Here is a 22,951-nt window from a genome sequence, read left to right as displayed (position 1 = left end):
ACAAAGCCGCATCAATGCCGAGCGGCGGCGCAACAAAGCCGCAATTCACGGAAGGTTCAATCGCGGGCATCGCCCCCCGAGGAAACACTCCGTGAAGCTCAGATCCCTTTTCTCCCCTCTCTTTACATTGCTCGCTGTTGTTCCTCTCGTGGCCTTGTCGGGCTGCGGCGGCAACAACGACGATGACGGCAGCGGCCAGGTGCGTCTGGTCAATGCGACCACCGATTACGCATCGCTCGACCTCTTTGCCTCGGACGTCGTTGTCACCGAGGGCGTCGTGCAAGGCAGCGTCGGCAGCTATGAAGGCTTCACCCACGGCGACATCGTCTTCAAGCTGAAGCGCGCCGATTCGGGCATCACCTCGCTGGCCACCACGCGCACCGTGTCGAGCGGTGTCAACGACTCGCTCATCGCCTACAGCACCGGCGGCACGCTGCGCACCGTCTACGTGCCCGACTCCGAAGGCGCACCAACCTCCGGCTACGCCAAGCTGCGCGTCTTCAACACCTCGACCGAGGCCGGCAGCGTGGACATGTACATCACCGCGGTCGGCGGCAACCTCGACAGCATCTCGGCCGCAGCGAGCAGCATCGCCGGCGAGCGCTTCAGCTCCTATGGCGAGATCACCGCAGGCAGCTACCACCTGGTCGTGACGGGTGCTGGCGACAAGACCGACGTACGGCTCGACATCCCGAGCATCGCGTTGTCCGACCAGCAGGTCGCGACCTTGATTCTCACAAGCACTCCGGGTGGCGTGCTGGTGCACGGCCTGCTGCTGAACCAGGGCGGCACGGCAACGGCAGAGAACAACACCTCGGCACGTGTTCGCCTGATCGCCAACACCACCGCCAACGGCGTCGTGGCTGCCACCGTCAACGGCAACGTGCTGTCCGCAGGGCTCAAGTCGCCCATCGTCGGCTCGTACGCGCTGATTCCGGCAGGCGCGCTCACCACCGACATCCAGGTCAACGGGGTCTCCGTGCCGACCAGCGGCCTCACCGCCACGCCAGGCGCCGACCTGAGCCTGATGGTGCTGGGCACACCGGCTGCACCGCAGGTGACGCTGCTGAACGACGACAACAGCCCGCCCATCACTTCGACCAACGCGAAGCTGCGGCTCGTGCACGCGGTGAACAACCTCAACGGCAGCATCACGCTGACCGCAGACTACAGCGCCGTCGCGACCGACGTGGCCTTCGGCACCGCCTCTACCCCCGTCAGCGTGCTGAATAGCATCACCTACCGGCTGGAGAGCACCTCACCCGTGTTCAGCGACGAGCTCTACCTCGCCACCGACGTGAGCCTGCAAGCCACCCACGTCTACACGGTGTTCATGCTGGGTGACAACACCACCCCGCTCGGCGTACTGCGTCGCGACCGATAAACCCTCCCCCTGCAGGCATATCGGTGCCAAGCGCCGCAGCTCTGCACCCAAGCGAGCGACGCGACGCGCCCCTCAAGCAACACCCGTGGAACTGGCTTTGCCAGGCCACTGGGTGGCGCCCCCTGGGGGCAGGAGCGAAGCGACTGGGGGGCCCTTACAACGACACAGGTCCCTGGATTTGTGCCTTGCCGGCTTCGCGAGCCTGCTGCTGACGCACGCGGTCGATGTACTGCTCGCTGCGCGTCAGCTGCTCTTTCATGATCACGTTGTTCTGACCCATCACGTCGATGGCCTTGGCGCGGAAGGTGTCCATCGCGTCCATGGCCTTGAAGGTCTGGTCGAACATCTCCTTGATCTTGTCGATGCCGATCATCGGGTTGCTGGCGAACTGCGCCGTCGCATCTACGTGACTGTTGAGCATCTTGCCGGTCTCGGAGATCAGGTTGCCGATGGTGGTGTTCACGCCCTGCAGCATCTCCATCACCTGAATCTGGTTGCCGGTGGCGCGCGCCACTGTCTGCGCCACGGCCAGCGCGCTCATGCCGGTGGTCGCCACGCGGCTGCAGCCGTTCATCATTTCGCGGCCGGTCTTCTTCAGCACGTCGAGCGCGAGGTAGCCGTTCACGCACACCGCCTGCTGGGTGAGGATGTCCGACAGGTTCTGCCGCGCGTAGAACAGCACCTCCTGCTGCAAGGCAGTGGCGCGCTGCGGGTCGGTGGCCTGCAATGAGTTCACGCGCTGCGCCAGCTTGGCGTCGAGCGTGGTGGCGAAATGCGCGGCGGCAGCGAGCTGCTGCATGGCCTCCCACAGCTTCGCGCGGGTGGCTTCGATGTCGACGATGTCGCGCTGCACGTCGTCACGCGCCGCATAGAGCTGGCTCATCGACTTCTGCAGCTGCGAGCCCGCGCTCTCGAACTTGCGGAAGTAGGCCTTGAGCTTGTTGCCGAAGGGAATGATGCCGAGCAGCTTGTTCGGAGACAGCAGGTCGCCTTCGTTGCCGGGGTTGAGCTTGTCGAGCTGGCCGCGGATCTCGCCGATCGCCTTGTAGGCCGAGCTGTCTTCGGCACCGACGAAGTTGCGCTGCAGGAAGCGGCCCTGCATCAGGCCCGCTGCGTTCGAGATTTCTTCACGGCCGAGTGCGAAGGCGCTGTCGAGCTTGTTCTTGAAGGCGGTGCTGTGCACGTCTTCGGTCATCAGCGCGTCTATGAAGCGCGTGACCTGATCGTCGACCGCGGCCACCGTCTCCGGCTTCAGCGGCACCGCGGTGCGCGTGGCCTCCGCCGGCACCGGCGTGATCACCTCGGGCGGCGTCAGCTGGAAGTTGGGCGTGGTCGGTGTGGCAATGGTGGGAACGTCTTCAAAGTTTGGCATGGGGAGCCTCCGCGGGCGGTGGAATGTCGGGTGCTTCGATCAAGGGGCGATTGCCGAACTTGTCGTGCAGAAAACGCGAGTGGACGAGAAAGGCGTGGGCGTCCTGGCTCGCCAGGTCGTCGGCAAGCTGCGTCACCTTGCCCTCGAGCTCGGCCAGCGTGTCGCGAAAGATATCTTGAGCCGTCTTGCCGTCTTGCAGCACGCGGGTGCTCGCGTACTGCGCAGGGATCGACAGGTAGGCCTTCAAGGCATCCGGCAGGTACGAGATGGCGATGTGGCGCGCATGGAAGCCCTCTTGCAGCGAGAGGGCACCCTTGCTGCGCTCCCATTGGGCGAGCAGCGCCTCGAGCGACTTGCACAGCTCGAGCGCGTTGGCCTGCAGGCTGGCCGGCAGGCGGTTTTCGGGGTTGTACTGGACGAGGCCGCGCACGCCGCTCAGCGCGCGGCTCATGGCTTCGCGTGCGTCGCCTTCGTCGGTGAACTCTAGGGCGTCTTCCCACATGGGGCCGGCGAGCTTTGGGAAGCCTAGCCAGAGGCCGCCGGCGATGAAGCCTGCTGCGTAGCCGAGGACGGCGAGCAGCTGCCAGGCGATGCCGACGAGACCCAAGACCTTGAGCACGAGCACGGAGGTGGCGATGCCCAGGCCTACCCAGTTGGCGGGGCTGAGGAGGATGCGGAGCAGCTTATCGATCATGTTGCGTCGTCATTCGCGCTCAGGATCTGTGGCGCTGACGCGTGATGGTCTTGTTAACTGCGTGAGGCCGCGCCGGGGTTTCGGCCCGGCGGCCGACCCCCTTTCTTTGTGTCGACAAAGAAAGGGGGCAAAGAAAGCGACCCTGCCGACTCGGCCCTCGCGTTGCGAGGGCTGCCTTGCGCTGCTCGGTCTTTGCGGCCGCGCCAAACTCGCTTCGCGGCCTGCGGCCGCTGCGCTCAGACAAACGGCGCGAAGTCAGTTGTGAATGCGCGCTTGCGCGCGCGCCGCAAAGCCCTGTGCTGCTCAGCTCGTCCGAAGGGGGAGACGAACACCAGATTCGGCTCGCTTCGCATCGCACGATGACGCATCGCTTCGCTCGCCCGATGCGACGCGAGGCGTGGGGAAGTTGCGAAGCAACGACCGCATTGCTCTTGGGCCCCGTGGGTGGCGTCGAGGAGCGCAGGGCTTTGGGGCCGCGTGCGCAGCACGCTTCGTAAACTGACTTCGCGACGTTTGTCTGAGCGCAGCGGCCGCAGGCCGCGAAGCGAGTTTGGCGCGGGTCCCAAAGCACGAGCACCGCAGAGCAGTCGGCCTCAGGCCGACCGCCACCGTCGGGTCCCCCTTTCTTTGGTGACTTTCTTTCGGGGAAGCGAAAGAAAGTTACTGCCCTGTCGGGGGCACATCCCGACGCAGCCTCACGCAGTGAAAGGAACCCCAGACAAAGCGAACCAGCCGACCCCATCCGAAGCAACGAAGACAACCTCATTGATACGCCCGAATATCCTTGAACACCGCATACAACGGCGTCTTCCGCGCATCAAACACCTTCCCCCCCGTCGTCGCAACCAAGGCCTTGAGGTCAGCCTCCTTGGCCTCCCCAAACAGCACCATGAACACCGGAATCCCCCGCACGTCCTCCGGCAACGCCGCATACGCCTGCTGGAACTGCTGCAGCCCGCGCCCCTTGGTGTTCTCACCGTCGGTGAAGGCCACCACCGAGTACTGGTAATTCGGGTTCTTGAGCTTCTGCTCCAGCATGTGCTGCAGGGCGACCAGCACGCTGTCGTACAGCGCGGTGCCGCCCGTCATGCGCAAGGCGTCGGCATAGGCGCGCACCTCGGCCAGCACGGCCTGCTTGGCCTGAGAGTCTTCCTGGAGCTGCACGCCGCGCGCCTGCGGACGGCCGGCGGGTACTTCGAAGTAAGTGGTGCGCCAGGGCTGGTCTGAAAAAGGCAGCATCCATACCTTTTCACGATTGGTCAGCTTGGCCAGGCGCCCGGTGAGCGTGCTGTCACCACCCGCCACGTAGTGCAGCGCCTGCACCAGCTGCTGGCGGCGGCCCTGGCCTTCCATGCTGCCGCTGGTGTCGAGCACGAAGGTCGAGGCGATGGGCCGGCGAAACTCGTTGAGGTAGGCGTCGATCAGCCCGTCGGCCAGCTGCCGGTCGGGCGAGAACGGCAGCTCGACGCGCATGCCCTCCTTCGGGAAGAGATCGCCCACGCTGGCGGCCACCTCGCCGTTGATCGGGCGGCGCAAGGTCTGGCGCGCGATCCAGGTCTGCGCCTCGGCGGTCTTCAGGTAGGTGCTGACCTTCAGGTAGTCGTCGCGGCGGTCGTCCTTCAGCAGCATGAAGGGGTAGTCGGCCGTCGACACGCCTTCGTGCGGGTACACCAACACCAGCTTCTCGCGCAGCTTGCCGCCGTTGTTGAGCGAGAGCAGCCAGCTCTCGTAGTTGATGAAGCTGTTGACCTGGCCCGGCTGCGTGCCCTGCTGCTCGATGAACTTCTCGGACAAGTAGGTGGAGTTGTCACCCGCGAGCTTGTAGCCCTTCAGGAAGCCGGCGATGGCGCCGCGGTCGACGTCAGCCGCGCTGAGGGCCTCGGCCTTGTTGCTGGCCGCTGCCACCACGCCCATCAGCGCCATGAAGCCCTGGTTGGACGTGGCCGGGTTCGAGAGCGCGTAGTTCAGCTTGCCTTCGGACGCCGCCTTGGTGATCTCTTTCCAGCTGACCTTGGCCGCCACGGCCGGGTCGTCCCAGCCCAAGCGCTTGGCCGTCGTCGCGCTCACGCCCACGGTGATGGGTGACAGCATGATCTTCTCTTGCAGCTTGACGCGGCTCTGGCCGTACGGGTCGCTCAGCAGGTACTTGGCGTTGGCGAACCAAGCCGCATGCGCCTGCGTGCTGCCGCTCAGCACGGCCTCGGTGCTTTCCATCGTGCCGCCGTAGGTGAAGCGCAGCTTCACGCCGGTGGCCTTCTCGACCATGCCCTCCAAGGCCTGCGCGTCGCGCAGGTCGGTGGTGGCCAGCACCGAGAACACCGGCGCGTCGGGCACCGGCGGCGGTGCTTCTGCCTCTTTCTTGCCGCAGGCCGATACGGCCAATGCCAGCGGCACCGCCATCGTCAACCAGCCCCTCCTCCATCCCAATTTCATTGCGCCATCTCCTTGGCTACCACCTCGATCATCTCGGCCATCAACTCGAAGGACGGTGGGTCGATCACCTGGGTGATGCGCTCTTCCACTGCCAGCCCGGTGGGCTTCACGGCCTGCATGAACAAGCCAGTGTCGGCGACACGCAGGCCGTACGACACTGCTATTCGTTGCAGGTCGGCATTGCGCACGAGCAAGTCGGCCAGCGCCTTGGCGCGTTCGCTGGCGGTGATCAGCACGAACTTGTTGACGATGGTGGGCTGCGGGTAGAGCAGCACCATGTCAGCGCCCACGCCCTTCTTCTCCAGCGCGTAGCTGACGAGCTGGTACTCGTAGATGAAGGACATCGGCGTCTTGCCGATGCCGATGGCCACGTAGTCGTCGAAATTGCCGTTGACGTAGTTCTCTTGGTAGCCCTGGCGCTTGAAGAGCTCAGCGAGCTTGACGGCCAGCGGCACGGCGGTGGCGCGGTCGGTCACCACATCGCCATGCACCGCATAACTCGTGAGCGCCAGGTACATCGCAGCCGAGTTGCTGCGCCGCACGTCGGTGGTGGAAACGAGCACGCTGCGGCCCACGTCGTAGGCCTGCGATCCTTTCAGGTCCTTCCAGCGCTTCTTGGCGAGCATGGCGGCGGTGAGCTGGGCCATGTCGACGCCGTAGATGCGCTCGCCCAGCGGCTTGGCCATGCCGTTGGCGACCAGGATGTTGGCAATCGGCGTCCAGCTCGCGATGACCAGCGGGGTGTGGAACGGCGACGACTGAACGACCGAGATGCCGGCCTTTCGCGCTGCATCGCTGATCTGGTTGCCGGCCACCACGCCCGAGGGGAACAGGAAGTCGGGCATCTGGCCGGGGACGACCTTGGCCGCCATCTCTCGGCTGCCCAGGCGGGTGACAGTCACCGGCAGCCGGTTGTCGGCCAGGATCTTGCGAACGCGCTCGTCCTTGAAGAAGGGCTCGACGTCGAGCGAGACCACGCCGGTCAACTCGGGGGCGCTCGCGATGGCCAGCTCGGCCACGGCCACTTTCTGCCCGCGCAGGGCAAAGAACAGCGCCGCCCCGAACCCGGCCAGCAGCACCAGGGTCAAGAAAACTTTGCTGGTTTTGGACATGTGCGCACGCCTCCTCGCATGCCTCTTCGATAACGCGACGCGAGCATAGCCCGAGTGAGCATGTCTGCCGGGGGGCGCCGCCTACAATTCGGGCATTCCCCGTCTTTGCCCCGCAGCGCCCGAATCAGGCGCTCCGCTCCTCCCATGACAGAACTCGCCAAATCGTTTGAACCCGCTGCCATCGAAGCCAAATGGGCACCGCTTTGGGAGCGCAACGGCACGTACGCACCCACGCTGGATTCGGCCAAGCCGTCGTTCAGCATCCAGCTGCCGCCGCCCAACGTGACGGGCACGCTGCACATGGGCCATGCGTTCAACCAGACGATCATGGATTCGCTCACGCGCTACCACCGCATGAAGGGCGACAACACGCTGTGGGTGCCGGGCACAGACCACGCCGGCATCGCCACGCAGATCGTCGTGGAGCGCCAGCTCGAACAGCAGAAGCTGAGCCGCCACGACCTGGGCCGCAAGAACTTCGTCGCCAAAGTGTGGGAATGGAAGGAGCAATCGGGCTCGACCATCACGCAGCAGATGCGCCGCATGGGCGCGAGCGTCGACTGGTCGCACGAATACTTCACGATGGACGAGAAGCTCTCGCCCGTGGTGACCAGCACCTTCGTGCAGCTCTACGAACAGGGCCTGATCTACCGCGGCAAGCGCCTGGTGAACTGGGACCCGGTGCTGAAGTCGGCTGTGTCCGACCTCGAAGTCGAAAACGAAGACCGTGATGGCTTCATGTGGCACATCCTCTACCCGTTCAGCGACGGGGCCCAGCAGGGTGTGCATGGCCAACCGATGCGCGGCATGCACATTGCCACCACGCGCCCAGAAACGATGATGGCCGACGGCGCACTCGCCGTGCATCCGGAAGACGAGCGCTACAAGCATCTGGTGGGCAAGTGGGTCGACCTGCCGCTGTGCGACCGCCGCATTCCCATCATTGCCGACGACTTCGTCGACCGCGAGTTCGGCTCGGGCTGCGTGAAGATCACCGGCGCGCACGACTTCAACGACTACGCCGTGGCGCTGCGCCACAAGCTGCCGCTCATCACCATCTTCACGCTCGACGCAAAGATCAACGACAACGGGCCGGTGGCCTACCAGGGTCTCGACCGCTACGTGGCGCGCAAGGCCGTGCTGCGCGACCTCGAAACGCAGGGCTTGCTCGAAAAGGCGGTGCCGCACAAGAACTCGGTGCCGGTGTGCGGGCGCACCGGCGAGGTGGTCGAGCCGATGCTGACCGACCAGTGGTTCGTGGGCGTCAGCAAGCCGGCACCCGACGGCAAGAGCATCGCGCAGAAGGCGATCGATGCCGTGGCCTCGGGCGAAGTGAAATTCGTGCCCGAGAACTGGGTCAGCACCTACAACCAGTGGATGAACAACATCCAGGACTGGTGCATCAGCCGCCAGCTCTGGTGGGGCCACCAGATCCCGGCCTGGTACGGCAGCGGCGGCGAGATCTTCGTCGGCCGGGATGAGGCCGAAGCACAGGCCAAGGCCAAGGCCGCCGGCTACACCGGCGAGCTGACGCGCGACGAAGACGTGCTCGACACCTGGTTCTCGTCGGCGCTGGTGCCCTTCTCGACGCTGGGCTGGCCCGAGAAGACCAAGGAGCTCGATCTCTTTCTGCCGTCCAGCGTGCTGGTGACCGGCTACGAGATCATCTTCTTCTGGGTGGCGCGCATGATCATGATGACCACGCACTTCACCGGCCGCGTGCCCTTCAAGACCGTCTACATCCACGGCATGGTGCGCGACAGCGAAGGCAAGAAGATGAGCAAGTCCGAAGGGAACGTGCTCGACCCGGTGGACCTGATTGAAGGCGTGGACCTCGACACGCTGGTGAAGAAGTCGACCGTCGGGCTGCGCAAGCCCGAGACCGCGCCCAAGGTCGCGGCACGCGTGAAGAAGGAGTTCCCCGAAGGCATGCCCGCCTACGGCGCCGACGCGCTGCGCTTCACCATGGCCTCGTATGCGAGCCTCGGCCGCAACATCAACTTCGACACCAAGCGCTGCGAGGGCTATCGAAACTTCTGCAACAAGCTCTGGAACGCCACCAAGTTCGTGCTGATGAACTGCGAGGGCCAGGACTGCGGACTGAAGGAGCACACCAAGGCCGAATGTGCACCCGGTGGTCCGGCGCATGGCTACCTCAGCTTCAGCCAGGCCGACCGCTGGATCAGCAGCGAGCTGCAGCGCGTGGAAGCGGCGGTGGAACAGGGCTTTGCCGACTTCCGCCTCGACAACGTCGCCAACACGATCTACCAGTTCGTCTGGGACGAGTACTGCGACTGGTACATCGAGATCGCCAAGGTGCAGATCCAGAACGGCAGCGAGGCGGAGCAACGCGCAACCCGCCGCACGCTGATCCGCGTGCTCGAAACCATGCTGCGCCTGCTGCACCCGATCACGCCCTTCATCACCGCCGAGCTGTGGGACACGGTGGCGCCGATCGCCGGGCGCAAGGCGACCGACACGATTGCGACGGCGCCCTACCCCAAGGCGCAGCTCGAGCGCGTCGACGCCGAGGCCGACGCCTGGATGCAGAAGCTCAAGGCCGTGGTGGGTGCTTGCCGCGCGCTGCGCAGCGAGATGTCGCTGTCCCCTGCCTCACGTGTGCCGCTGAATGCGTTCGGTGACCAGGCTTTCCTGCGCGAGGCATCACCGGTGTTGAAGACGCTCGCCAAGCTGTCCGAGGTGAACGTGCTCGACGACGAGACCACGTTCTCGCAGACCACACAGCAGTCACCGGTGGCGGTTCAGGGCGAATCGCGCCTCGCGCTCCATGTGGAGATCGATGTGGCGGCCGAGAAGGAACGCCTGACGAAGGAAACCAAGCGCCTGGAAGCCGAGATCGCCAAGGCCAGCGGCAAGCTGTCGAACGAGTCTTTCGTGGCGCGCGCGCCGGAAGCCGTGGTGGCTCAGGAAAAACAGCGCATCGCCGACTTCACTGCGGCTCTTGTTCGGCTGCAAGATCAGTTGGGACGCCTGGGTCCGTCGACCTGAACTCACGCGGGGCTTGCGGCGTGGCCGCAAGCAGTTCGTCGATGCGCTTGGCTACGGCCCATGAGCTGCGCAGCCGCGATTCGCGCGTGGTGCTGCTGACGCGTGGCGTGATCTGCAGCGTGTCCATGCCCTTCAGTGGGCGGCCGTCGTCGAGCGAGCCGGGCTCCAGGCTGTCGAGCCAGGCGGCGGCCACGCGGCCGCTGATCAGTACATCGGCCAGCGCCCGCTCGTTGAACACGCCCGAGTGCGCCACGCTGACGATCACCTGGTTGGGTTTGCAGAACGGCAGGAAGCGCTCACCCAGCAACCCGTGGTAGCGGCTGAAGTAGTTGAGCTGCACGCACACCGCATCGCTCGTCTCGAGCAGCTCGCGCAGGCCCAGCGGCGCCACACGCCAGCGCTCCCAGACGCTGTCGCTGGCATGCAGCGACGGGTCGTAGCCCACCATGCGCGAGCCGAAACCGCTGAGCATCTGCACCATCGCCTTGGCAGCAGGCGGCATGCCGATCAGGCCCACGGTACAAGCGCCCAGTTCGCGCCCGACGAGCATGCCGTCGGCGCCTTCGATCGGCACGCGGCGCAAGAGCGAGAGCATCGCGCCGATCATGAATTCGGCTTCTGCCTGAGCCGTTGCCGTGAGGCTGCGCACAACCTCGATGCCGGCACGGGAGCAGGCGTCGAGGTCGATGTTTTCGGCGCCGCCGCTCACGCGGCCGACGGCACGCAAGACCGGTGCGTAATGAAGGGTGGCGGCATCCAGCGCCACCAGCGACGGCAGGATCAAGGCCCGCACGTTGTAGAGCGCCTGCCGGAACTCGCGGGGATCCCGCACCAGCTCAGGCGCATAACGGACCGAGTGACGTGCGCCGAGCCATTGCATGACCTCGGCTTCCAGCGGTTCGATGATCAGTACGTCCATGCCGTCACAGTCTCTTCCCTCGCATGCCCGTCACGAAGTGCGTGACACCATCTTCTTCAAGAAATATCGATCACCACGATTGTAAGCAAATGCTTGTTAATAAAGTGGTTTTTCCAATTCCGGGTCTTAGAACTCGCTTGCTTCCAGCAACGAAAGCGCGGCCCGAAGGGATGCTCCGGGTGACGTGGCAAGCCGCCGCAATCGCCCGATCGAAGATCACTTTGACATGACCTTCGAGCTCGAAGTAGCCCGCGAACAGGCGGGAAAACAGGAGCTGCCGGACGTCAAGCGCCCCCTCGGCGCAGGCTTCCGAGAAAAGCGTCGAGATCTAACGCCGGCGCAGGTAGTGGACGAACTCGTCGTTGGCCGCTGACTGCTCCACGAGTTCGTTGCCGGTCTGCCTGGCAAACGCCTGGAAGTCGCGCATCGAACTCGGGTCGGTCGCCACGACCTTCAAGACGTCGCCACTGTGCATGTCGGCCAGGGCTTTCTTGGCCTTCAGGATGGGCAGCGGGCAATTGAGGCCGCGGGTGTCGAGTTCTTTGTTGAAGTTCATCTCAATCAGTCCTCTGTTTCCGTGGGCCGGCGCGGGGGAAAATCCATCCACTGCGGCGTGATGCCGCGCGAGATGAGCCAGTCAGCCATAGCCTGCCCGGTGCCGGCAGGCCAGCATTTCACGTCGGCGGGCGCAAGCGTCTTGTACTCGACGAGTTCCGGCGACAACACGATGTCGCCGCGCGCCACCGCATGGTAGGCAATGATGATCTGATTCATGCGCTGGAAGTCGTAGACCCCGATCAGGTCGAGCTCCTCGACCTGCAATGAAGTCTCCTCGGCGACCTCGCGCGCGATGCCCTCTTTCGGCGTCTCGCCCGCTTCCATGAACCCGGTGATGAGGCCGAAGAATTTGCCCGGCCACGCCGCATTGCGCGCCAGCAGCACCTGCCCGTCGCGATCGGCCAGCTCGACGACGGCCGCCAGCACCGGCGTGGGGTTGTTCCAGTGTGTCCATTCGCAGGCCGGGCAGCGTGTGCGCACTTTCGGCCCGCCATCTTCTTCGACGGAGATTTGCTGCAGCGGCGTCGCGCAGTTGGGGCAGTAGTTGTACTGGTACGTCATGCCGGCCGGGGCGCTTCAGGCGGGGAACACGCCGGTCGACAGATAGCGGTCGCCGCGGTCGCAGACGATGAACACGATGGTGGCGTTCTCGACCTGCTTGGCGATCTCGAGCGCACCCCAGCAAGCGCCAGCCGCCGAGATGCCGGCGAACAGGCCCTCTTCACGCGCGAGCCGGCGCGCCATCTCTTCGGCGGCGTCCTGGCTCACGTTGACGACTTCGTCGATGTGCGTCGGGTCGTAGATCTTTGGCAGGTAGGCCTCGGGCCACTTGCGGATGCCGGGGATGCGAGACCCTTCAGAAGGCTGCGCGCCGATCACGCGCACTGCGGCGTTCTGCTCCTTCAGGTAACGCGAGGTGCCGGTGATGGTGCCCGTGGTGCCCATCGCGCTCACGAAATGCGTGATCTGCCCTTCGGTATCGGCCCAGATCTCGGGGCCGGTGGTCTCGTAGTGCACCCGCGGGTTGTCGGCATTGGCGAACTGGTCGAGCACCCGACCCTTGCCGTCTCCCTGCATCTGCTCGGCCAGATCACGGGCGTATTCCATGCCGCCGCTGCGCGGCGTGAGGATGAGTTCGGCGCCGAAGGCTTTCATGGTCTGCGCTCGCTCGATGCTCAGGTCCTCCGGCATGATCAGCAGCATGCGATAGCCGCGGATGGCCGCGGCCATCGCGAGTGCGATGCCGGTGTTGCCCGAGGTAGCTTCGATGAGCGTGTCGCCAGGCTTGATGTCACCGCGCTCTTCGGCCCGGCGGATCATGCTGATGGCCGGCCTGTCTTTCACCGAGCCGGCGGGGTTGTTGCCCTCCAGCTTGCCGAGGATCACATTGCCGCGCTTCTCGTTGTCGGCACCCGGCACGCGAACCAACCGAACGAGCGGCGTGTGCCCGATCACGTCTTCAATCGTCTTGTATCGCACCATGCTGTCTCTTGGCCAGATCTGTCCTCGCCGCATTGTGGCAGGGCCTATCGAGCGGTGCTCGGGAAGGGATTGACCGGTGACCGTCGGAGCGCGCGACGCAGGCTCGGCGAGCGTTGTGAAGCGCAGGCGAGCATGGTTCAATGCATGGCCGCTGGCCTCACCGGCCGCATCAAGCAGCGGAGTTTGCAACATGGATCGCCGAAATGCCTTGGTTGCCGGTACCAGCCTGTTGTGCGCGGCCGGACACGTGGCGTCGCAGCCGTCGGCGCCGCGCGTCGTCTTTCTGAATCCGGGCGAGCCCGTCGAGCGCGGCAAGGGGCCGCATTGGCGCATGACGGCCCACTTCATGGCGGCCGCTGCCAAGACTTTCGGGATGCAGCTCGAGGTGTTGTATGCCGAGCGCGACCACCTGCTGATGCTGCGCCAGGCCGAAAGCGTGGCGCAGCGCAGCAATCCACCCGACTACATCGTGATCGTCAACGAGAAGTTGGCGGCTCTCCACATGCTGCAGATGCTGGCGCGCTTGCCGTCCAAGGTGCTGCTGATCCACAACGACTTGACGCCGGAACAGCGGCGCGAGATCGGCAATGAGCGCGAACAGATGCGCCACTGGATAGGCACCGCGACGACCGACGAAGCTCGCTCCGAGTCCCGCATGATGGCCGAGCTGTCGCGCCAACTCGGCGGACGCGAGCCGATGGTGATCGGCATCACCGGAGACCGCAGCACGCCGGTCTCGCTGGAGCGAGCGCAAGGCGTCAGCGACTTCATCGCCCGAGCCGGGCGAGGCCAGATCCTTCAACTGGCGTTCAGCGACTGGAGCGATACCGACGCAGAGAGCAAGACCCACGTCCTGCTGGCGCGCTATCCGCAGGCCAACGTCATCTGGGCCGGCAACGACTCGATGGCGCTGGGCGCGATGCGCGCGGTGAACACCCGCGGCGCCAAGGTGCTGGTCGGTGGCACAGGCGCCTGGCCGAACGCGCTGACGAGCCTGGCCGAGGGCGGTCTGGCCGCCACGATCGGGAGCCACTTCTTCATCGGCGCCTGGGCGATGGTGATGTTGCACGACTACCACCGCGGCGTGGATTTCGCGGCCCACGGCGGTGTCACGCAGAAGCTCGACTACATGTACGTCGTCAACCGGGAGAGCGCGTCGCGCTACGACCAGGCCGTCTACAAGCGAGACGCGGCATTCGACTTCAGCATCTACTCGAAGGCCCTCCATCCAAAGGCTGGCCGCTACGACTTCAGCTTGGCACCGCTCCTGCGCAATGCATAGGGACGACTTGCCGACGCCGAGGCGCCTGATTCCGCGGGCGACCAGCCTGCATACCAAGCTGGTGCTGGCGCTGGCGATTCTGGTGACGCTGGTAGCGGCCGGCTCGGCGTTCGTGCTGATCGAACGCGAGCGCGAGCGCCGGTTCCAGGATCTGGAAGGCCGGGCCGGGCGCATTGCCGATCTGTTCAGCCGCACTGCGGCCTATCCGCTGTGGAACGTCGATCGTGCCGCAATCGATGGCCAGCTCGCTGCCCTGGCGCCCAATCCCGACGTCGCGCAATTCAGCGTCACGGCAGTGGGCTACGGCACGGTGTCCGAGGTGAACAAGCTGCCGGTCAAAGACCTGGTGAATCCGATCGTGCGCGTGCAACCGATCGAGTACACGCCACCCGGTGCGCTCAAGCCGCAGAAGATTGGCGAAGTGCGCGTGGTGCTCACCCGCGCCGTGGTCGAGCAGGCCGTCGTGGACGCGCGTCGCGCCATTCTTGCCGTCGTGGCCGCGATCGTGGCGGTGCTGTACGCGGCGACTTTCCTGCTCTTGCGGCGCATGGTGAGCGCGCCCATCAATCGCCTGGAGGCCGTCGTCGACCGCATCGCCGAGGGTGACCTGGACGCCCGCAGCACCATCGAGTCCGGTGACGAACTCGGCCGCCTCGCCGTGCGCGTTAACGCGATGGCCGACAGGTTGCGCGACTCGGTCCGGCGCCTGGGCGAAAGCGAGGCCACCTATCGGGGCATCTTCGAGAACTCGGTGGAGGGCATTTTTCGGCTGGATCGGGCGGGCGGGTTGCACGGCGCCAACCCGGCGCTGGCGCGGCTGATGGGCTACGCCACGCCGGCTGAACTGATGGAGGCCGTGAACGGCGACAGCCGCTGGCCCCTGTTCACGCCGGCACAGATCGACGCCCAGTTCGCCACCCTGGCGCGAGACGGCGAGATCGCCGGCATGGAGCTGCAGCTGACCCGCGCCGATGGCCGCCCGATCTGGGTCCAGCTCAACGCCCGACCGCAAACCGGCGCCGCGGCGGAGAGCGCTGGCCCGGCCGGATTCGACGGGCTGATCACCGACATCACGTCGCGCAAGCAAGCGCTGGAAGAATTGCGCAGCCACCGCGACCACCTGGAAGAGGCGGTGCGCGAGCGCACCGCACAGCTGGCAGATGCGACGAAGCGGGCCGAGGTCGCGAGCCAGGCTAAGAGCGAGTTCCTGGCCAACATGAGCCACGAGATCCGCACGCCGATGAACGCGATTCTGGGCATGTCCTACCTCGCCTTGCAAAGCGGGCTCAACCCCCAGCAGAGCAACTACGTGCAGAAGGTGCACCGCTCGGCCGAATCGCTGCTGGGCATCATCAACGACATCCTCGATTTCTCGAAGATCGAAGCCGGCAAGCTCGACATGGAACACATTCCCTTCGACCTCGGCAACGTGATGGACGACCTGGCCAACCTGGTCGGCTTGAACGCCGAGGAGAAAGGGCTGGAGCTGCTGTTCGTCGAGCCGCCGGGGCTGCCGATGGCGCTGGTGGGCGATCCGACGCGCCTGCGCCAGGTGCTGCTCAACCTGGGCAACAACGCCGTCAAGTTCACCGAGCGCGGCGAAGTCGTCGTCGCCATCGACGTGGTCGAGCACGACGGCGCGTCGGCGCTGCTGAGATTCGAAGTTCGCGACACCGGCATTGGCATGAGCATCGAGCAGCAAGAAGGCCTGTTCCAGCCGTTCTCGCAGGCCGACGCGTCGACCAGCCGGCGCTACGGCGGCACGGGTCTCGGCCTGGCGATCAGCCGGCATCTGGTTCGGCTGATGGGCGGTGAGCTCGCAGTCGACAGCGTCCCGGAGTGCGGCAGCCGCTTTCACTTCAGCGTGCGCTTCGGCTTGCAGATGCTGCGAGCCGCGCCGCTGCGTGCGCCGCGCCACGAAGGCTTGCGCGGCACCCGTGCATTGATCGTCGACGACAACGCGAGTGCCCGCGACGTTCTCACCCGCATGACCGTCTCACTCGGGCTGAAGGCCGACACCGCCGTCGACGGCCTGGAGGCGCTACGCATGGTGGAGCGGGCCGACGCGAGCGACGAGCCCTATGACCTCGTCCTGCTCGACTGGAAGATGCCCGGCATGGACGGCATGGAATGCATCCGCCGGCTGGGGCAGCGCAAACACCAACGCCACCCGACGCCAACCGTGCTGATGCTGACTGCCTTCGGCCGCGACGAGGCGCAGCGGCGGCTGACCGAGGGGCAGTTTCGCGTCAGCGCCTTGCTGACCAAGCCGGTTACCCCATCGACGCTGTTCGATGCCTGCAGCGCCGCACTGGGCTTCGCGGCGCACCAGCCCACGCGCACCGAGCAGCGCGAAGAGGCCATGCTCGGCCACCAGAGCCGCCTGAGCGGGGTGCGGATTCTGCTCGTGGAAGACAACGCCATCAACCGTGAACTCGCCCTCGACGTGCTGAGCCGCGCCGGCATCATGGTCAGCACTGCAAGCGACGGCCAGGAAGCACTCGACATGCTGGGCCGCCAACGTTTCGACGGGGTGCTGATGGACTGCCAGATGCCGGTGATGGACGGCTATGCCGCCACCCGGGCGCTGCGGCAGCAGCCCGGTCTGCAAGATCTGCCGGTCATCGCGATGACGGCTAACACCATGGTCGGCGACCGCGAGAAGGCCTTGGCGGCCGGCATGAACGACCACATCGCCAAGCCCATCAAGGTCAACGACATGTTCGCCACGCTCGCCCGCTGGGTGCGCCCGGCGGTGAACACCTCGGCCGGATCGAACAGCGCCGCAAGCGCCGACGAGGGCACTGACTCGCTTGCCGCATTGCCGGGCATCGACACCCGCATCGGCCTCGCCGCCACGATGGGCAACGAGGTGCTCTACCGCCGCCTGCTGTGCATGTTCCGCGACGGCCAGGCCGACTTTCTGGCTCGCTTCAACGCGGCACGTACAGCGGGCGAGACGACCGCCGCGACACGTGTGGTGCATGACCTCAAGAGCCTGGCAGCAACGCTCGGCATCTACGCGATGCAGCAGGAGGCGGCAGCCCTCGAGCGGGCTTGTACGCAAGGGGCCGAGGGCATCGATGCCCTGGCACAGGAGGTGGACCGCTTGCTCGACCCTGTGATCAAGGGCCTGCAAGCACTCGGACCGACGCGCAAGCCTTAGCAGCAGAGGCGGTGGGGCGCCTTCGCGGCAGCGAGGTGGAAAGGGTGAAAGGGAACGCGGAAACGGTCAAGACCGAAACGCGCTAAGTGATTGGTGCCTCGGGTCGGAATCGAACCGACACTCCTTGCGGAACGGGATTTTGAGTCCCGCGCGTCTACCGATTTCGCCACCGAGGCCGGTGCAGCAGAGGGCGCGATTTTGCCACAGCCCGGCGGGGATTCTCGGCAAACCGGGTACGCTTGGCGGTTTATTGCTCCGGCTCCGCGCATGCCACCGATTCCACCGACCACTCAATTCCTGATGCTGGGCTGCACGGCGATCTTCTGCCTGCAGATCTTCACGCCCATCGCCGCATGGTTCGCGCTGTACCCGGTGACCAGTCCTTACTTCTGGCCGTGGCAGCTGCTGACCTACGCATTCCTCCACGCCGATCCTTTGCACCTTTTCTTCAACATGCTCGGCTTGTGGATGTTCGGTGCCGAATTGGAGATGCTGTGGGGCCGCAAGCGCTACATGACCTTCCTGGCCATCGGCGCCGTGTTCGGTGGTTTGACCTACGTGCTGGTCTCGCTGATTCCCCAGTTCGGCAACAGCAGCCTAGTGGGCGCCTCGGGCGCGCTCTACGCCCTGCTGATGGCCACGGCGATGTACTTCCCTGACCGCACCATCATGCCGCTGTTCCCGCCGATACCGATGAAGATGAAGGTGTTCGTCGTCGTGTTCGGCGCGATCTCGCTGCTGCTCGGGCTGGGCGGCGGGCTCGGTTCGTTTGCGCACCTGGGCGGCATGCTGGGCGGGTTTCTCACCGTGCGTTACTGGCGCGGCCTGCCGCCGTTCGGCAAGCAGCGCCGCTGAGGCGCCTCGCCCACAAGCGTCACAAGAGCTTCGTTTCCTTCAGGTAACCCTCGACGTCCTTGTAGCTCGCGTCTTCGCCTGCGTACTTCACGACATTGCGCACGGTGCGCAGCCAGTCGAGCGTCGACGGCTGCATCTGTTTGATGGCCTCGTCGAAGTCGGCTTGTACCAAGGCGCGGTCGGACTGCTGCGCGAGGCTGTCGGCCAACGCCGATTCCTTGGCAAGCTCGATCAGGCCATCGATGTCCGCCCCTGAATAGTGGGCTGTTGCAGCGGCCAGACGCGCGAAGTCGATGCCTTCCATCGGGATGCCGGTGAGCTTGATCTCCAGCATCGCCTGCCGTGCCGCAGCATCGGGCGGCGGCACGAAGATCTGGCGCGAGAAGCGGCCCGGCCGCTTCATCGCCGAGTCAACGTCCCACGGCATGTTGGTTGCCGCAAGCACCAGCAGGCCCTTGTTCTCCCGGCCCACGCCATCAAGCTGAGCCAGGAACTCGTTGACCACGGTGCGCGCGCTGGCGCTGCCTGCTTTCGACCGCGAATAGGCCAGCGCATCGAGCTCGTCGAAGAACAGCACGCAGGGCTGCTGCGCACGCGCCTTATCGAACAACGCCGCGAGGTTGCGCTCGCTCTCCCCCAGCCACATGTTGAGCACGTCGGAGATGCCCACCGACACGAAACTCGCGTTGCATTCGTTGGCAATGGCGCGCGCCATCATGGTCTTGCCGCAACCCGGCGGGCCGTAGAGGAGGATGCCGCCGCCCGCCTGGGCGCGAAAGCGCGCGAACAAGCCGGGGTTGAGATAGGGCTCGATGATCTTGATGCGGATGGTCTTCTTCAGAGCCTCCATGCCGACGATGCTGGTGAAGCGCACCTTCTCTTCACGCACGTTCTGGATGGCGACCACGCTGCCCGTGGCCGACTTGCCCCCCACCACCTGCAGCTGCGGCCCGCGGCTACTCTGAGCAGAGGCGCCGAGCTCGTCCAGCGCGTCGACGGGTTCGAAGCCTGCCAGCGCACGTGCCTTGGTGTAGGTGGTCAAGGCCTCGGCAGTCCGCTCGGCCGCAAGCAGGGCACGCGCGCGAAGCACGGCGGGCCGCGCCTGAGTTGGCAATTGCTGGCTCAGCAGATCAGCCTGGGTCAGCGCCGCAGCGGCATCGGGCTCGGCGAGCAGCAGCTCCGCGTACTCGAAACGCAGTTCGGCGTCGAAGGGAGCTTGCAGCAGGCGCTGTTCCAGCGCTTGGCGGGGAGTGGGTTCGTTCAAGGGAAATCCTAAGAGGCTCAGCGCAGCAGCCAGCGCTTCAACAAGGGCGGCCACACCCAGGAGTAGATGACGTAGCCGAGGATGAACCAGGACGCCCAAGCCGCGGCCGGTGAGTTCATCTGCCCCAGCACGCGCACCGCCACCACGCCGCCAAGCCACAGCGCCACCGAGGCGCCCCAGCCGAAGCGCTGCAGCGGCCAGAGCGGCAGCATGGACCAGTGGTTCTGCACCGACAGCGCCTGCACCAGCGACAGCCAATGCGGGTCGTTCGGCTGGCTGCGCAGCAGCTCGCGCGCACCCCGCAGCGCCGAGCGGTGGTCACCGCTCTGGATCAGCGCCGTCACCACCAGGCTCAGCGTGTGCCGGTCTTCGGGGTACTGGGCGAGCAGGCGGCGCAGGGCGGCACTGTCGGTGCCACGCGGCAGCTCGATCACGTCGCACAGCGCAATCACGCGCAGCGCGAAGTCACTCTCCGGGTCCACGCGTAGCGCTTCCTGCGCCAGCGCACGTGCCTTCGCGAAATGCAGCGCACGCAGCATCACCCGGCCGTAAGCAGCGTACAGGTCGGGCGTCTGCGGGTACTGCTCGATCATGCTCAGCGCGAGTTGCTCCGCAGGCACGAGGTCACCGTCTTCGGTCAGCAGCGCCAGTAGAAACGCGCGAGCGCCGAAGTGCTCAGGCTGGCGTGCGATCACACGCTGCAGCGTCTCGCGGGCCGAGGCGTTGTCATCGTCAATCGCGTCGGCGCGCGCGCCCTGCAAGAGCAGCTCCGCGTCATCGGGATGGGTGGTGAGTGCTTCGCTCAGCAAGACACGCGCTTGCGCCGTACGCCGTCGGTCCAGCAGCTCGCTGATCTGGCGAACGCGGTCGTCGGAGGATGAGAGTTCGGTGTCCATCAGGTCACCACCATCGTCAGGCCCACGGTGGCAGCAAAGCCGAAGACGATCAACGCGATGCCGGCGACCCACCCATTCGGCCGCTTGAGGCCGAAGAGGTCAGCGCTGCGCTGCTCGCGCCGGTGCAATGCCGCGCTAACGGCAAAGGCCAGCAGCGCCATCAGGCGCTCGGCCAAAGCCATCGAGCGACCGCCCACCCATTCGGCCATCTTCACTTGCAGCGCATGGCCCGCCGGGGTGGTGTAGACGAAGACGAGCCAGGCAGCAAAGGCGATGGCGATCACCAGCGCCCACACCACGTCGCGCTGCAGGCGGCCCAAGCGCCGGGCGTTGAGCAGCAGCATTGCGGCCGACGCAAACGGCCCACCGAAAAAGGCAGAGAAGAAGCTCGTCTGCAGGGTGTACGGGGCGGCGGCGACCTGCCCGGTGTCGGACAGGCTGGGGCGAAGCAGATCGGGATTCAACGGCGTGGTCATAGAGCTCGAGAAAGAAGCAAAAACTCTAGCACGCAGGTCGATGAGCAAGGCTTACGCCACCAGGCCTTGTGTCACGTTGGGATAGCGAAGGCGCAGTCGCAGTTCACGCTTCAGACGCTGATTGTCCAGACGTCGCGATTCGCTCATGAACGACAGCTGCATCGGTGACATCAACTCCTGCGCCGCCTGCCGGCTCACGCGCTGGGGCCGCGGCAGGCCGCACAGGTCGGCGGCGAGGTCGAAGTAGTCGCCCATCTTGAGCTCTGTGTCGTCACTCGCATGCACCACGCGCTGCGGCAGGCCGCGGTGCAGCGTGGCGACGCAGGCACGTGCCAGATCGTCGGCGTGGATGTGGTTGGTGTAGACGTCGTCGGCAGGAGCGAGTACCGGTGTGCCCCGCGCCAGGCGCTCTCTCGGGTGCCCGCCCGGGCGATCGCCCGCGTAGATGCCGGGAATGCGCAGCACGCTGACGTGCACGCCCATCGCGCGCCCATACCAGCGCACCCGGGCTTCGGCGTCGACCCGGCGCAGCGCGCGGTCGGTGGCCGGGTTGACGGCCCGGGTCTCGTCGAAACGCTGGCCTTGTGCGTCGCCGTACACGCCGCTCGTGCTGGCGTAGCAGATGCGTTGCACACGCCCCTTGCGCGCGAGCGCCTGCAGCAGGTGTTGCGTGCGCGTATCCGTCTTGCCCTGGCCTGGCGGCGGCGCAAGGTGCAGCACGGCGTCGGCCAGGCCGCCCAGGCGCGCCAAGGTCAGGGGATCGTCGAGATTGCCGATCAGCGGCAGCACCCCGGCCTCGCGTAGAGCCGGCGCGCGCTGCGGGCTGGAGGTGAGCGCCAGCAGGCGCCAACGCCCCTTCAGCAACCGAGCCACGCGCAGGCCCACGTCGCCGCAGCCGACGATGAGCAAGGTCGGCCGTTTGAAGCGGGTGGGGAGGCTCGCCTGGAGGGTCATGGGATCGCGGGCAAAATTGAGGGCTGTTTTGCGTTTTTGTGCGAGCGAGGTTATCCGATGACGTTCACCGTGACGGTCCAGCCCAGTGGTGTAAGTTTCTCCGTCGAGCGAGACGAGCCGATCCTGACTGCGGCCATCCGCCAAGGCATCGGCCTGCCCTACGGCTGCCGAGACGGCGCCTGCGGCTCATGCAAATGCAAGCTGGTCGAAGGCCGCGTGATCCACGGCACCCACCAGGCCAAGGCACTCAGCCCGGCCGAAGAGGAGGCCGGCTTCACCCTCACCTGCCGCGCCGCGCCGCAGACCAACGTGGTGCTCGAGGCCCGAACCGTGGCTGGTGCCGGCGAGTACGCGGTGCGCAAGATGCCGTGCCGTGTGACCACGATCACCAAGCCCAGCCACGACGTGGCCGTACTGCAGCTGCAGCTGCCGGCGAACGATGCGCTGCAGTACCGCGCCGGCCAGTACATCGAATTCATTTTGAAAGACGGCCACCGCCGCAGCTACAGCATGGCCAATGCGCCGAGCACACAGAGCGACAAGCCGGGCATCGAGCTGCACATCCGCCATATGCCGGGCGGGGTGTTCACCGACCATGTGTTCGGCGCGATGAAAGAGAAGGAGATCCTGCGCCTCGAAGGGCCGTTCGGCAGCTTCTTCCTGCGCGAAGACAACGACAAGCCGATCGTGCTGCTGGCCAGCGGAACCGGCTTCGCGCCGCTGAAGGCCATCATCGAGCACATGCGCTTCAAAGGCATCCAGCGGACGACCACGCTGTACTGGGGTTGCCGCAGCAAGGCCGACCTCTACATGCACGACTGGTGCCTGGAGGCCGAGCGCACGATGCCTCATCTGCGCTATGTGCCGGTGCTGTCAGAAGCCACCGCGCAAGACGCCTGGACGGGCCGCACCGGCTTCGTCCACCAGGCGGTGATGGCCGACTTGCCAGACCTCTCGGGCCACCAGGTGTATGCCTGCGGGGCGCCGGTGATGGTGAATTCTGCGCAGCGCGATTTCGTGGCGCATTGCAACCTGCCGCTCGACGAGTTCTATGCCGACAGCTTCACGTCGGAAGCCGACAAACACGGAGCATGA

18 protein-coding genes and 1 tRNA gene are annotated in these 22,951 nt (G+C 65.7%); 6 read left to right on the top strand and 13 right to left on the bottom strand.

The annotated features are described in order from the left end of the window. The first annotated feature begins 91 nt into the window (after positions 1-91). On the top strand, positions 92-1,384 hold the full coding sequence (locus tag AC1DYS_RS08140) for a DUF4397 domain-containing protein (RefSeq protein WP_156154188.1): 1,293 nt from the start codon (positions 92-94) through the stop codon (positions 1,382-1,384). Positions 1,385-1,538: 154 nt separating this feature from the next. Here AC1DYS_RS08140 and AC1DYS_RS08135 read toward each other — a convergent pair whose 3' ends face one another. The 4 genes from AC1DYS_RS08135 to AC1DYS_RS08120 form a co-directional block, all read right to left on the bottom strand. After that, positions 1,539-2,756, bottom strand: a complete 1,218-nt coding sequence (locus AC1DYS_RS08135) for a toxic anion resistance protein (RefSeq protein WP_477897868.1) — start codon at positions 2,754-2,756, stop codon at positions 1,539-1,541. Continuing rightward, positions 2,743-3,450 carry a hypothetical protein gene (locus AC1DYS_RS08130; protein WP_477897866.1) on the bottom strand — a complete coding sequence of 236 codons (708 nt, stop codon included), beginning with the start codon at positions 3,448-3,450 and terminating at the stop codon, positions 2,743-2,745. The genes AC1DYS_RS08135 and AC1DYS_RS08130 overlap by 14 nt, the downstream gene beginning before the upstream one ends. A 762-nt stretch (positions 3,451-4,212) precedes the next feature. Further along, complete coding sequence (locus AC1DYS_RS08125) at positions 4,213-5,883, bottom strand: vWA domain-containing protein (protein ID WP_477897864.1); 1,671 nt, start codon at positions 5,881-5,883, stop codon at positions 4,213-4,215. Further along, positions 5,880-6,995 (bottom strand): hypothetical protein, encoded by a 1,116-nt coding sequence (locus AC1DYS_RS08120; RefSeq protein WP_477897862.1) that lies wholly within the window; start codon positions 6,993-6,995, stop codon positions 5,880-5,882. Before AC1DYS_RS08120 ends, AC1DYS_RS08125 begins: the two co-directional genes overlap by 4 nt. Positions 6,996-7,139: 144 nt before the next feature. Between AC1DYS_RS08120 and AC1DYS_RS08115 the strand changes: the two genes are divergently transcribed. Next, a complete protein-coding gene (locus AC1DYS_RS08115) occupies positions 7,140-10,004 on the top strand; it encodes a valine--tRNA ligase (RefSeq protein WP_477897860.1) in 2,865 nt (954 codons plus the stop codon). Here AC1DYS_RS08115 and AC1DYS_RS08110 read toward each other — a convergent pair. The 4 genes from AC1DYS_RS08110 to cysM all read right to left on the bottom strand — a co-directional run bounded on the left by AC1DYS_RS08110 (position 9,946) and on the right by cysM (position 12,963). Then, on the bottom strand, positions 9,946-10,923 hold the full coding sequence (locus AC1DYS_RS08110; RefSeq protein ID WP_477897858.1) for an NAD(P)-dependent oxidoreductase: 978 nt from the start codon (positions 10,921-10,923) through the stop codon (positions 9,946-9,948). The genes AC1DYS_RS08115 and AC1DYS_RS08110 overlap by 59 nt on opposite strands. Positions 10,924-11,251: 328 nt before the next feature. Further along, positions 11,252-11,479, bottom strand: coding sequence for a sulfurtransferase TusA family protein (locus AC1DYS_RS08105; protein ID WP_477897856.1), 228 nt, complete (start codon positions 11,477-11,479; stop codon positions 11,252-11,254). Between the two features lie 5 nt (positions 11,480-11,484). Continuing rightward, positions 11,485-12,042: an NUDIX domain-containing protein gene (locus AC1DYS_RS08100; RefSeq protein WP_477897854.1), complete on the bottom strand. Its 558-nt coding sequence runs from the start codon at positions 12,040-12,042 to the stop codon at positions 11,485-11,487. Between the two features lie 15 nt (positions 12,043-12,057). Further along, positions 12,058-12,963, bottom strand: coding sequence for a cysteine synthase CysM (gene cysM / locus AC1DYS_RS08095; protein WP_477897852.1), 906 nt, complete (start codon positions 12,961-12,963; stop codon positions 12,058-12,060). 190 nt (positions 12,964-13,153) lie between these two features. Here cysM and AC1DYS_RS08090 point away from each other — a divergent pair, with 190 nt between their 5' ends. Both AC1DYS_RS08090 and AC1DYS_RS08085 read left to right on the top strand, forming a co-directional pair. Continuing rightward, positions 13,154-14,245 (top strand): ABC transporter substrate-binding protein, encoded by a 1,092-nt coding sequence (locus AC1DYS_RS08090; protein WP_477897850.1) that lies wholly within the window; start codon positions 13,154-13,156, stop codon positions 14,243-14,245. Beyond that, positions 14,238-17,411 carry a hybrid sensor histidine kinase/response regulator gene (locus tag AC1DYS_RS08085; protein WP_477897848.1) on the top strand — a complete coding sequence of 1,058 codons (3,174 nt, stop codon included), beginning with the start codon at positions 14,238-14,240 and terminating at the stop codon, positions 17,409-17,411. The genes AC1DYS_RS08090 and AC1DYS_RS08085 overlap by 8 nt, the downstream gene beginning before the upstream one ends. Positions 17,412-17,502: 91 nt before the next feature. On the opposite strand, the gene AC1DYS_RS08080 is transcribed toward AC1DYS_RS08085, so the two are convergent. Further along, positions 17,503-17,587: transfer RNA gene (locus tag AC1DYS_RS08080), tRNA-Leu, on the bottom strand. A gap of 91 nt (positions 17,588-17,678) precedes the next feature. On the opposite strand from AC1DYS_RS08080, the gene AC1DYS_RS08075 reads away from it, so the two are divergent. Continuing rightward, positions 17,679-18,266, top strand: a complete 588-nt coding sequence (locus AC1DYS_RS08075) for a rhomboid family intramembrane serine protease (RefSeq protein ID WP_477897846.1) — start codon at positions 17,679-17,681, stop codon at positions 18,264-18,266. 19 nt (positions 18,267-18,285) lie between these two features. Here AC1DYS_RS08075 and AC1DYS_RS08070 read toward each other — a convergent pair whose 3' ends face one another. From AC1DYS_RS08070 to AC1DYS_RS08055, 4 genes are all read right to left on the bottom strand, one after another. Then, entirely contained in the window at positions 18,286-19,584 is a 1,299-nt protein-coding gene (locus AC1DYS_RS08070; RefSeq protein ID WP_477897844.1) for an ATP-binding protein, read from the bottom strand. Continuing rightward, positions 19,548-20,426, bottom strand: coding sequence for a tetratricopeptide repeat protein (locus AC1DYS_RS08065; protein WP_477897842.1), 879 nt, complete (start codon positions 20,424-20,426; stop codon positions 19,548-19,550). Before AC1DYS_RS08065 ends, AC1DYS_RS08070 begins: the two co-directional genes overlap by 37 nt. Beyond that, positions 20,426-20,890, bottom strand: a complete 465-nt coding sequence (locus tag AC1DYS_RS08060) for a hypothetical protein (protein ID WP_477897840.1) — start codon at positions 20,888-20,890, stop codon at positions 20,426-20,428. The genes AC1DYS_RS08065 and AC1DYS_RS08060 overlap by 1 nt, the downstream gene beginning before the upstream one ends. A 63-nt stretch (positions 20,891-20,953) precedes the next feature. Continuing rightward, on the bottom strand, positions 20,954-21,856 hold the full coding sequence (locus tag AC1DYS_RS08055; RefSeq protein ID WP_477897838.1) for an SDR family oxidoreductase: 903 nt from the start codon (positions 21,854-21,856) through the stop codon (positions 20,954-20,956). Positions 21,857-21,913: 57 nt separating this feature from the next. Here AC1DYS_RS08055 and AC1DYS_RS08050 point away from each other — a divergent pair, with 57 nt between their 5' ends. Beyond that, positions 21,914-22,951, top strand: coding sequence for a CDP-6-deoxy-delta-3,4-glucoseen reductase (locus AC1DYS_RS08050; protein ID WP_477897836.1), 1,038 nt, complete (start codon positions 21,914-21,916; stop codon positions 22,949-22,951).

This window comes from Rhizobacter sp. P2_G4 (assembly GCF_056403575.1).
This window is presented reverse-complemented; position numbering and strand designations above follow the sequence as displayed.